This window comes from Desulfofundulus sp. (genome assembly GCF_049701015.1).
In the GTDB taxonomy this organism is placed as follows: Bacteria; Bacillota; Desulfotomaculia; order Desulfotomaculales; family Desulfovirgulaceae; genus Desulfofundulus.
Map to the genome: position 1 here is coordinate 5,322 of NZ_JBNATZ010000031.1, position 10,882 is coordinate 16,203.

The window sequence follows — 10,882 nt, forward strand, 5'->3', positions numbered from 1 at the left end:
CGCACATTGGTGAAATAGTACGGGCCAAGGGTATCTTTTGCTGCGAAGAAGGATGGTTGCGCCTGGATTTTCTCCCTTCCGCTGTTTCTCTTGAGCCTGTAACGGGTCGCTTTGACGGGAGTAAGGTGCTGGTTATCGGTTCTACCCTGGCCGCCGGTAAGCTTACCTCTGCTCTTTTAGATTGCCTGCACAAGGAACCACGGGGTCTATCTGAAAGTGGTGGCGACCGGAAGCGCGGGGTTTCCCGTTCGGCCGGCTTGAACCGCCGGCGTCCCCCGGCTTATACTGCACCTGGCGATTATGTCGGCCCCCCTCCCGGCTGGGCCATTACCAAAAGGAATTGACCACGTGAAAATCCCCGGCGGGGGATTTTTATTTTTTTCGTTATGAAAGTCTGCTTGAATCTCAACGCGGCCTGTGCTATGATTTCGATCAAAGTCGCCGGTGATAAGTGGTGGATTCTAACAGGATGGAGGGTGAACGGATGAGTCTGGGACAAAAAATCAGGGACTTTCGTAAGGAAAGAGGTATTACACTGACCGAACTGGCCAACCAGTTAAAAATTTCCCCCTCTTACCTCAGTGCGGTGGAGAGGGAAATCCGCAAGCCTTCCATCCCCATGCTGAAGAGGATCAGTGAAGCTCTCAATGTTTCAGTAAGTTACCTGGTAGGCAGCACTGATGATACGGTTACCGGGGAAAAACTGCGCTTTATGCGGGAAAGCCGCGGCCTTTCCATTCAGGACCTGGCGGAAATCAGCGAACTACCCCCGTCCTTACTGGAAAAATTTGAAAACGGGCAGGCCGCTCCGGATTTAGAGGACCTGAAAAGACTTTCCGAAGCTCTGAATGTAACCATTCGCTATTTCCTCGACCAGGCCGATCGTCCCGATAGCCTGGGCTACCGTTTGCGAAAGCTGAGGCAGAAGCAGGGACTAACAGTAGCCGCACTGGCAGAGAAGGCGGGGGTTTCCCCGGGGTTGTTAAGCCAGATTGAAAATGGACAGACCACCCCCCTGCTGGATACCCTGGAAAAAATAGCCAGAGTTCTCAACACTTCAGTCAGCTACTTTTTGATGAAACAGGAGGACGTTGAGGATCTCCTGGCCACGCTTAATCCTGATGTTCTGGAAACCCTGGGAGACCCTAACGTTCAGGCGGTTTTACGGGCAGTACGGGATTTTGACGCCAATGAAATAAAATATATTCTGAATTTTATCCAATTTTTCAAACAAAACCGTCACCTGCTTTGACGATGGTTTTTCCTGCCTACCTTTCAAGGGCAAAATAGGACGGTTCATGGTTTAGCTGTTGTCAATGATTTGGTTCTCTTTTAGGATAAAGTTAAAGGTCCGGAGGTGGGGGTGGGTGCTGGAGCCGGAGCGGGAATTGTCCTTGTTGGCCAGGTTGAGAAAATCGGTGGTGGAACATAACGAAGAAGAACTGCTTGCCACCATTGAAGAAGCTTTTCGTGAAGGTCTGGATGCCCGCAGAGCCATCTTCGAGGGTCTGGTTCCCGGGATGGAGGAGGTCAGCAGGCTCTACGAGGAAGGAGTTTACTATATTCCCGAACTGCTCCTCTGTGCCGAGGTACTATACCGGGGGCTGGCGGTGTTTAAGGAGCACGTCGAAAAAAAAGACCTGGGTATTAAAAGTACGGTGATCATCGGGGTGGTGGAAGGGGATATCCATGATATTGGCAAAAATCTGGTCAAGATGATGCTGGAGGGGGCCGGTTTTGAGGTAATCGACCTGGGGCGGGATGTGCCTTTGCACAGGTTCCTGGCCGAACACCGTAAAGTGTGTCCCGATATTGTCTGCCTTTCCACCATGATGACCACCACCCTGACCGAAATGAAAAGAGTGATCAAGGTGCTGCGGGAACGCAATCCCCGGGTAAAAATAATGGTCGGGGGCGCCCCTTTAAGCGACTGTATAGCCAGGCGCTGGGGGGCCAGCGGTTATGCCCCCAACGCGCACCAGGCTTTAAAAAAGGCTGTAGAAATAATGCTTTCGGTCAAGAACAGCTGTCATAATTATTGACCCCGGAGTGGTGGGGAAGAACTGGGCGAGGGGTCGTCGAAATTTCAAAATATTCTGCTCATATAGCGTTGCCTGTGTTTCTGGTGTGGAAGATGTGCTGGATGGAGGTAGATGAAGCGTGCTTTGCTTGCAAAAGGAGAGAGAACTCCTGAGGCACCTGCGGGAAGGGGTAATTAACTTCGATGAGGAGGCTGTGGTGGAGGCAGCCCGGGAATGCATAGAAGTGGGCATGGATGCCACCAGGGCTATTTTTGATGGTTTGGTGCCGGGAATTGAAGAAGTGGGCCGTCTTTATGAAGAAGAGGTATATTTCATTCCCGAGATGCTTTTGTGCGCTGATGCTCTCTACCGGGGTTTGGAGCTGCTGCGGGAGCACGTGGTCAAAAAAGACGTGGGCGTCAGGGGACGGGTGCTCATCGGGGTGGTGGAAGGGGACATCCATGACATCGGCAAGAACATCGTGAAGATGATGTTTGAGGCTTCCTCTTTCGAGGTTTATGATCTGGGGAGGGATGTTCCCCTGGAGACCTTTGTAAGGGAATACAGGAGGCTAAAACCGGATCTGGTTTGTCTTTCAGCCATGATGACCACCACCATGCTCAGAATGAAGCCCATTATTGCCAGACTGAAAGAGGAAAATCCACGGGTGCGGATTATGGTGGGCGGGGCGCCGGTTACCGAACACGTGGCTGCCCGCTGGGGAGCGGACGGTTACGCTCCCAATGCCCCCCGGGCTTTAAAAGCGGCCATTGACCTGCTGGTGGCGGTCAGGAACCACCTCGCCGGGTTTACCGCGGGATGATATGGGGGTGCCAGAGCATCTTCGCGCCGTAAGATGATTTACGTTCGAAAAAGAAATGCCTGACAACCTTTGGGGGTTGGAAATCGACCTTTGGACGGCTACTAATTGCAATTAATGGCTAAGAAATTTACATCCAGCTTCCAACCTGGTAAGATAACAAAAAAGTTTTCTTTTGCCCGAAGTTTAGCTAAAGAGCATATCAATTGAACTTCATTAAACTCTTGTTGTAGATGGCCAGCCGGTCAGAAGGTGAGATATTTATCTGATTAGGTAAGAGGGGGTGGAAGATTAATAAAATTACGAATTAAATTAGGCAGAAATGAACCAGGAAAATTTATCTCGAGGGGGGTAAGGTGTGGCGAAGCAAATGTTAATTGATGCCATCCGGGGGAAGAGAACTCCGAGGGCGCCATGGGTCCCTTATGCCGGTGTTCACTGTGCCTTTGTGATTGGCGAACCTGCGGACAAATTTCTAAAAGACCCGCAATTGCTTGCCAAAGGCGTGGTTGAAACGGCCAGGAAGTATAAGGCTGACGGGATACCCCTGGTTTTCGATCTTTCCGTAGAATCGGAGTCTATGGGATTGGAAATCAAATACTGGAAGGACAACGTTCCGTCTGTTCAATCTCACCCATTGTCCGATAAGAGCGTGGAGGAGGCAGGTCTGAAGGTTCCCGGTCCAAACGACGGTCGCTGGCCGGTGCTTTTCGAGGCCGCCAGGGTTGCCAAACCTCAGCTGGACGAAATGGACTGTGCTTTGATGGGTCTTGCTTGCGGGCCGCTCACTCTGGCCAGCCATCTGGCCGGTGTGCGTATCTTTACTGATGTGGTCAAGAATAAGGAAAGAGCTCACGGGGTATTAAAGTTCTGTGCTCAGGTCGTGAAAAAGTCCGTGGAAATGTATTGCGACATGGACTGTGATATTATCGCCATCGTAGACCCGGTGGCATCGCAGATCCGGAACGAAACTTTCAAGGAGTTTGTTACTCCCTACTGTCAGGAAGCCATAAATGTGATCCACGAAAGAGGAAAGACATCCAGCTTCTTTATCTGTGGTGACGCCACAAAGGTGTTGGAGTCCGTTTGTCAGATCGGTACCCACGGATTTGCCATTGACGAGCAGTTAAACCTGACTTTTGTGCGGGACCTGGCCAGAAAATACGGGGTTGGTTTTGGCGGCAACCTGAAGCTTACCCTGGCCATGTCCTTGGGGATTATTTCACCGCGGGAGGATGCCATTGTCAGCCTGGCTGCCGGTGGTACACACGGTTATGTTTTTGCTCCTGGATGAGATATGCCCTATGATGTTCCGTTGGAACACATGGAGCAGATCCTGGAGGCCAGGGAATGGTTTGAAAAGTACTATGCCAAGTATCCCGAGTCCTGGTAAGGGGGGTAAAATATGTCCGAGCAGAAAATCAAGATTGACGTGCTTACCCTGGACAGCGTGCAGTGTGCCGCTTGTGGATACATGATGGAGTCCATTGCGGCCATGCCCCCCGATGTGCAGGAGATGATTGAATATAAGGAATGGTCTATTAAAAACCAGTCTGGTATTCAGAAGTTCCTGGAGCTCAATGGCCGGGTACTGCCTACAATTTGCATTGAAGGCGATCTGGTTTTCGAGAGTGTTATTCCTCAGTATGAAGAGCTGATTGATGAACTGGCGAAAAGGGCACCAACTCCCGAGATGCGCGAGCGCATACTGTCTTTACGGGACAAAGGCTTTGATTTCGACCGGATTAAAGAGAACCTGGAAAAAGCGGGCGCCGGTCTTCATACCAGAAGGGATTCTGCAGTTGAATGAAGTCGTTGCGCCTGGAGCTAATCTACGCGGGGGATCACAACCTTTCATGTTACTATGCCGCAAAGGTGGTGGAGGCTGTGATCCCCCTTTTCCCCCATCAAGTGAAATGGGAAAAGGTTTATATATTGCAAAAAGACGGCGCCCGGCGTTTTTATGAGCTTTCCGTTTCCCTGTACGGGGAGGAGGATGTGAGAAAGCTACACTGTTACGCACCCATCCCGTCTATTTTTATTAACGGTGAGATGGTATTTGACCGCATACCGTCGGTGGAGGAACTGGCGCAGAGCATCGAAGATTTCATTTGCCGCAGGGGGAACGGAGAATGACGGGGGATTACGGGCACGGTTTCGAAAGGAAGATGAAAATGGGAAACAGGGTGAAGATACTGGTCTTTGGCACCTCACCTCCATGCCAGAAATGCCTGCAGGCCGAAAGGGAGGCCCGGCAGGCGGCGGCCCAATTTCCTCAGGGAGAGGTGACGGTGGAGAAACATGACGCCCTTTCAGAGTTGGGGCAAAAATACGGTGTCATGCTCACCCCGACGGTGGTGGTCAACGGCAAAACGGTAGCCGTGGGCAGGGTGCTGAAAGAATCCGAGTTGATGGAGATCATCCAGAAAGAAGCCGGGGTGTAGAGAATGACTGTAAGAATGGATGTTTTTAATAGGAATCCTCCTTGTCCCGGGTGCCTGGAGATAATCAAACTTTGTGAGGCAGTGGCCGGCGAATATGGAGGGGGAATATGGTCGTTACTATTCACAGGGGACCGACCCCTCGCCTGGAGGAACTGAAAATATCCGCTACCCCGGCTATAATTGTGGGCGACCTGGTCAGAATCATGGGCGTGTGTCCCGACAGGGAAACGGTTGTGGCCGCCCTGCGGGAATGCGGGATCATGTAAAAGCCTACCAACGGCAGTGTAAAGGCAGGCCTGGGGAGTGAAAAAGTTGAAACCCATCCTTATCGAAATCATTTATGAAGGCGACCACTGTATACCTTGCGTTTATATGCTTGAAACCGTGGAAGAGGCCATAGAAGATATGGGGGACGGGGTTAAGCTGGAACTGGTATACCTCCGGCAGGAAACGGGCGGCCGTCGTTACAAGGAGCTATCAGAAGGGTTGGGCGGGCCGGCTCCTATCCCGTCCATTTTCATTAACGGAAGGTTGTATTTCAGCACCACACCGCCGGTGGAAGAGCTAAAAAGGACCCTGCAAGGGCTCTTACTACAGGCAGGTGAATAGGTCATGTATATATACAAGACCAGGGGGATTTGTCCGCCCGAAATCCACTTTCAACTGGCGGGGAATATCCTGACCGGCGTAAGGTTTGTGGGCGGGGGCTGCCGGGGTAACGCCCAGCTTATCAGCCGTCTGCTGGAGGGCCGGGAGCTAAGTGAAGTTCTCCCCCTCCTGAAAGGAATTCAATGCCGGAATGACACATCCTGCCCCGACCAGCTATTCCAGGCCATCCAGTTGGCCCGGGAGGGGAAGCTCAGGGAAGAGGAGCCGATTACCGTCTATGAGGCTCCAGCGTCCTATCAAAGGGTAGCGGTGATTGCCGAGGTAAACGGAAATGTTGAGGTACTGCAGGTAGCGATGCGCCAGCCTGCTGAAGCTGTTTTTTGCCTGGGCAACCTTACCGGTCCAGCAGGTGACAACGACGGTGTGGTTGAACTTGCGCGGAGGGAGAAGTTGGTTTTTGTACAGGGCCCATTTGACCGTACTCTCCCCTGTACCAAACCGGAGAATCGGGAATTTCTCCGGCGGGCACCCCTCTATCTGCGTTTTCAACTGGGCCGGTACCGTGTCCTGGGGTTTTATAGCGGTTTTATCCAGGAATTAAGCGGTTTTTCGGATTTCGCCCCTTATTCCCTGGAATTGCTCATGGTGAGCAATCTATCCGACTACTTGCGTAATGAGACCGTTTTTGCCGCGCTGGAAACCATGACCGAACAGTTTTCCGTTGATGTGGTTCTCTTTTCTTTTACCAATAAGTGGAAACATGTGCGCCTGGGCAAAGTGGACTTCATTAACGTGGGTGCTGTAAAAGAGGACGGCGAGATTAAATACGCCTTACTTGAGTGGGTGGGGGAAGGATTACAAGTTTCCGTTGAAACGGTGAAGGCTTAGCGGGGAGGGAAGCGATGTGCGCCGGGTGCTGGTGGATGTATTGCTGACCGATTTCCGGCAATGAGCGGCCTGCGTCTACATGGCGGAAGCGGTAAAGGCTTTACCGCAGGAAATTAAAGACATAATCGAGGTTCACGAGTGGGACATGAGGACGCGGGAAGGGATTAAACGTTTCCTGGAGTTAAAAGCAAAATCCCTGCCCAGCATTGCCCTGGACAACGAACTGGTCTTTGAAGCCGTTATTCCGCCGCAGGAGGATTTGATCGCGGCCATTAAAGCAAGATATGCCGGTTAGTTCTGGCGCGGAGGTGCGGGAAGATATTATGTCAAAGGTTTTTGTGGAGGTATTGCTCACCGACCAGTGAGCGTCCGGGCCGTATATGGCCGAAGCGGTAAGGGCCTTACCGCAGGAAATACAGGACGGAATTGAGGTTTTAATCTGGAATGTGAAGAGCCTGGAAGGAATCAACCGCAAACTGGAACTGGGGGCCAGGGTCATACCTGCCATTGCCCTGAACAACGAAGTGGTTTATGAGTCCACCATACCTTCCCAGGATGAGTTGATTGCTGCCATCTTAAGATGCAAAGATAATTTTCAATGGGGAAGATGCAGGGGGGGAGCCCGGTGTATTTGCAGGAAGTCACCTTGACCGGTTTTAAATCCTACGCCACGGAAACAGTGGTTAATTTTAAGTCCGGCATTGGAGTAATCATCGGTAATAATGGCGTGGGGAAAACAAATGTACTGGATGCCATTGCCTGGGCCGTGGGCGAGAGCGATCTGCAGCGGTTGCGCTGCCAGCAATATGGGGATCTGTTTTTCAGCGGGTCTCAGGAATACCCTCCGGCGGAAACGGCCAGGGTGGCCCTGACCATTAAGCTGGGTGAGGATCAAAAAGCTCCGCAGGTTAAGCTGGCCCGGCAGGCCCGCCGCCAGGGAACGGAAGAATTCTTTTGTGACGGGATTGAGCTGACGGCTGCAGGTTATTACCAGAAATTGACCGAACTGGGGCTGAAAAATGTTACAAAAACAGTGATCCGGCAGGGGCAGGTGGAAAGCTTTCTGCAGCTGGGCCCCGCAGATCGGTTTAGATATGTGAAAGTACTGTTCAATGAAAAGGTGGATGGAGATCTAATCAGCAGGATTAACGCCCATTTCAAGAATTTCTTGAGCATGCTTGTCCCGGAGGGAGGGGGCGAGCTGTTCCTGGTTGATACTGGTGGCGACTCCGGCCTGGCCATTGAAGTCGTTTTTCCTGGAAAAGGAAGAAAGAACCCGCTCCTTCTTTCCGGCGGTGAGAAAACCATCTGTTCGCTGGCCGCCAATCTGGCCCTTTTTGAGGAATTGCAGAGCCCCTTTTACCTGTTGGACGAAGTAGAGCCAGCCCTGGATTGGATATATCACCACCATATGCAGCAGTTATTCAAGAAGTTGGCCCGGAAAAGGCAGCTGATCATGATCACCCACTTGCGAAGTACTATTGAACTGGCCGATACCCTGCACGGGATTCGTGCTCGCAGGGACGGTACTTCCTACGCGAAGTTCTATTTTGACATGGATGAACGTATCTTAAGGGCTTACAAATGTTGTTGTTAAGAGGGGCGATGAGTATGAAAGTGGAAACCATCGAACAATTCAGGAATTTAGTCCTTACGTTGGGGCTCCCCAGGACAGACGTGGTTTTGTTTGGGGTTATCTGCCCTTATTGCGGCAAAAACGACCGCGTCAGGCCGCTGGATCCTCCGGAAGAACTGAAGGTAGAAGAACTGGGGGAGACGAATATCGATCTCTACGACAGGATCTGGCGTGAACTGCAACCGGGAGAAAGCCTGGCCGTGTGTAAATTCTGTCATAACATTTTGCAACTGCAGGGTGGGGACCAAAAAGGAATACCATTGTATGAATTATAGCCAGGGGGGTAAACCATGGCTGAATCCACAGATGTTTATCTCATTACCGGTTTTTTGGGCAGTGGCAAAACCACTTTCTTGAACCGTTTCATTTGCCAATTTCCCAAAGATCGAAAATTAATGATCTTGATGAATGAGTTTGGTGAAATTGGCGTTGACGGTACGTTGGTGGCTGGTCAAGACCTGGATATCCTGGAAATTAGCAAAGGATCCATCTTTTGCGCCTGCGTGAAAACGGATTTTATCAAGGGTCTGTACGAGATTGCCCAAAAAATCAAGCCGGACATTTTGTTGATTGAATCTACCGGCGTGGCCAATCCGGTTGACCTCAAAAAGGACCTTAACCTGCCCATATTTAAGGGCTGTTTCAGGTTTAAAGAACAGTTTTGCATTATCGATGCAGCCAACTTCCTGGATGCCTTCCAGGTTTATGCTTCGGTGGAAAAGCAGATATCCTCCTCCACGAGATTTATTATCAACAAGATCGACCTGGCTTCCCGGGAGCAGGTTGAAGAAATAAAAAATCTCGTCAAAAAGTACCACCCCGCTCCCCACTTTTACGAGGCAACATATGCCGATATAAACGTGGCTGAGCTTTTATCTCTGGATCAGCCGCTTGAAGGTGCGAGGTATGAACTGGGGCGGCCAATGAGCGAAGAGGAACTGGAACGGTATGTCGAAGAGCTGTTGTCCGATATTCATGAATCCCTTACACCTCCGGACCCGTTAATGTCTGCATCCTTTTTCTGGAAAGGAGGTACGCGATCCGATCTCCTGGAAATGACCGTCCGTTTACCCCGGGAAGTGCTCCGGGTGAAGGGCTTTGTGCAAATAGAGGATCGGCTTCACCTGTACAACTATGTGATGGGCCAGTGCACCATTGAGATGCAAGATGTACCGGTGAAGGAGAACCAGATCAATGTGCTGGTCCTTATTGCCCCGCCGCAAATTATGCCGGCAGTGGAAAAGCTTATGGGCGCTTCTAACTTTGTGAAGACAGGGGAAATCAACCGCCAGGAATTTTTTCAAAAACGGTAGTTCGCGGGAGGTAATTATGCGAATTGTCTCGCTCGTACCCGGTCATACGGAAACCCTTTTCGCCCTGGGGCTTGGCGAGCAGGTGGTGGGGGTTACCGCCCACTGTGATTACCCACCACAGGCAACGGGTATAGAACAGGTTGGTCTTTTTAACCGTCCGGACGTAGACAGGATTATATCGTTGCGGCCCGACCTGGTTCTGGCCGGGGGAGTTATACACCGGGGTTGCGTAGAGGAGCTACGCCGGGCGGGCCTAACGGTTTTTGACTTTGCACCCCGCCGGGTTGCGGAACTGCTCGAGGGAATGGAAGAGATAGTGCGCATGACACGGGCCGGTGAAGCGGGTCGTTCGACGGTGGCCACGTTCAGGGCCAGAGTAGCCGGGCTCCGCGAAAAGGTTGCACGGCGTTCTCGTATGAGGGTTCTTTTTGTCATGGGTGAGAAGACCCTGGTTACGCCCGGACCGGCTTCCTGCCAGTATGACGCCCTGAGAGTGGCCGGGGCGGATCTTTTGCCCGCCCCCAAGCACCAAGCTGCCTATTGGCTTTCCAGGGATGCGGTGTGTCAGTTTAACCCGGAAGTGATTTTGGTCTGCGGTCGGGTTTCCGGTGAACCGCTAAAAAAAAGGTGCCCGGGCTGCGACCTGCCGGAACGCCCCTGTGTACGGGATGTGGCAGACATGCTGAACCACCCCCTGCTGACGGGGGTTCACGCGGTCGAGAAGAGATGCGTCCATGCCGTTCCCTGCCACTGGTTGTGCCGGCCCGGACCACGCCTGATCGACGGGATGGAGAAGGTGGCCCAACTGTTGCAAAAAGTTTTCGTCCGCTAACCGGCTAAAATAAACAATTCACGGGGCTGTTTTGCCCGTTGAAGAAAAGAATCTTGCGCTGGGGGGGGGATTAATTTACAGTTTTGTTGAGGGTTTTGTTTGTTGCCAAAAGTTTAGTAGGTGTGCAATGGTCGTAAACATACTAATCTCCAGCAATTAGTTTCACTTCAAAAAAGCCTTACGGTAATATGTCAAGATCCAAGGGCCAAAATTTCTAAGAAAATTTTCCAAAAAAGCGCATACCAAACTAAGCTTGTTTCCAGGGGTAAATGGAAAAAAGCGACATAAATGGATCGTCGGTTGTGAGACAATAGTCAGG

17 protein-coding genes are annotated in these 10,882 nt (G+C 51.5%); all 17 read left to right on the plus strand.

Going from position 1 to position 10,882, the window contains the following annotated elements; all coding sequences use genetic code 11:
- Positions 1-344, plus strand: a 344-nt coding sequence (locus tag ACPLUI_RS03415) for a hypothetical protein (RefSeq protein ID WP_424658875.1), incomplete at its 5' end; no start/stop codon positions are given.
- A 125-nt stretch (positions 345-469) separates the two neighbouring features.
- Entirely contained in the window at positions 470-1,252 is a 783-nt protein-coding gene (locus ACPLUI_RS03420) for a helix-turn-helix domain-containing protein (protein WP_424658876.1), read from the plus strand.
- Positions 1,253-1,367: 115 nt separating this feature from the next.
- Entirely contained in the window at positions 1,368-2,042 is a 675-nt protein-coding gene (locus ACPLUI_RS03425; protein ID WP_424658877.1) for a cobalamin B12-binding domain-containing protein, read from the plus strand.
- 118 nt (positions 2,043-2,160) lie between these two features.
- The gene (locus ACPLUI_RS03430) at positions 2,161-2,844 is read left to right on the plus strand and encodes a corrinoid protein (RefSeq protein WP_424658878.1); all 684 of its coding nucleotides are present in this window, start codon (positions 2,161-2,163) and stop codon (positions 2,842-2,844) included.
- Positions 2,845-3,199: 355 nt separating this feature from the next.
- Positions 3,200-4,135, plus strand: a complete 936-nt coding sequence (locus ACPLUI_RS03435; protein ID WP_424658879.1) for a uroporphyrinogen decarboxylase family protein — start codon at positions 3,200-3,202, stop codon at positions 4,133-4,135.
- Between the two features lie 111 nt (positions 4,136-4,246).
- The gene (locus ACPLUI_RS03440; RefSeq protein WP_424658880.1) at positions 4,247-4,651 is read left to right on the plus strand and encodes a hypothetical protein; all 405 of its coding nucleotides are present in this window, start codon (positions 4,247-4,249) and stop codon (positions 4,649-4,651) included.
- The gene (locus tag ACPLUI_RS03445; RefSeq protein WP_424658881.1) at positions 4,648-4,977 is read left to right on the plus strand and encodes a thioredoxin-like protein; all 330 of its coding nucleotides are present in this window, start codon (positions 4,648-4,650) and stop codon (positions 4,975-4,977) included. The genes ACPLUI_RS03440 and ACPLUI_RS03445 overlap by 4 nt, the downstream gene beginning before the upstream one ends.
- Positions 4,974-5,285, plus strand: a complete 312-nt coding sequence (locus tag ACPLUI_RS03450) for a thioredoxin family protein (protein WP_424658882.1) — start codon at positions 4,974-4,976, stop codon at positions 5,283-5,285. Before ACPLUI_RS03445 ends, ACPLUI_RS03450 begins: the two co-directional genes overlap by 4 nt.
- A 107-nt stretch (positions 5,286-5,392) precedes the next feature.
- Complete coding sequence (locus ACPLUI_RS03455) at positions 5,393-5,551, plus strand: hypothetical protein (protein WP_424658883.1); 159 nt, start codon at positions 5,393-5,395, stop codon at positions 5,549-5,551.
- Between the two features lie 37 nt (positions 5,552-5,588).
- Positions 5,589-5,894: an HUIPC motif thioredoxin-like (seleno)protein gene (locus ACPLUI_RS03460; RefSeq protein ID WP_424658884.1), complete on the plus strand. Its 306-nt coding sequence runs from the start codon at positions 5,589-5,591 to the stop codon at positions 5,892-5,894.
- Positions 5,895-5,897: 3 nt separating this feature from the next.
- The gene (locus ACPLUI_RS03465; RefSeq protein WP_424658885.1) at positions 5,898-6,782 is read left to right on the plus strand and encodes a TIGR03905 family TSCPD domain-containing protein; all 885 of its coding nucleotides are present in this window, start codon (positions 5,898-5,900) and stop codon (positions 6,780-6,782) included.
- Between the two features lie 79 nt (positions 6,783-6,861).
- Positions 6,862-7,077 (plus strand): hypothetical protein, encoded by a 216-nt coding sequence (locus ACPLUI_RS03470; RefSeq protein ID WP_072869511.1) that lies wholly within the window; start codon positions 6,862-6,864, stop codon positions 7,075-7,077.
- An 85-nt stretch (positions 7,078-7,162) separates the two neighbouring features.
- Positions 7,163-7,432 (plus strand): hypothetical protein, encoded by a 270-nt coding sequence (locus ACPLUI_RS03475; protein ID WP_424658886.1) that lies wholly within the window; start codon positions 7,163-7,165, stop codon positions 7,430-7,432.
- Positions 7,408-8,379, plus strand: coding sequence for an AAA family ATPase (locus ACPLUI_RS03480; protein WP_424658887.1), 972 nt, complete (start codon positions 7,408-7,410; stop codon positions 8,377-8,379). The genes ACPLUI_RS03475 and ACPLUI_RS03480 overlap by 25 nt, the downstream gene beginning before the upstream one ends.
- 14 nt (positions 8,380-8,393) lie before the next feature.
- Positions 8,394-8,693, plus strand: coding sequence for a hypothetical protein (locus ACPLUI_RS03485; protein ID WP_424658888.1), 300 nt, complete (start codon positions 8,394-8,396; stop codon positions 8,691-8,693).
- Between the two features lie 15 nt (positions 8,694-8,708).
- A complete protein-coding gene (locus tag ACPLUI_RS03490) occupies positions 8,709-9,731 on the plus strand; it encodes a CobW family GTP-binding protein (protein ID WP_424658889.1) in 1,023 nt (340 codons plus the stop codon).
- Between the two features lie 16 nt (positions 9,732-9,747).
- The gene (locus ACPLUI_RS03495; RefSeq protein ID WP_424658890.1) at positions 9,748-10,563 is read left to right on the plus strand and encodes an ABC transporter substrate-binding protein; all 816 of its coding nucleotides are present in this window, start codon (positions 9,748-9,750) and stop codon (positions 10,561-10,563) included.
- Positions 10,564-10,882: the final 319 nt, after the last annotated feature.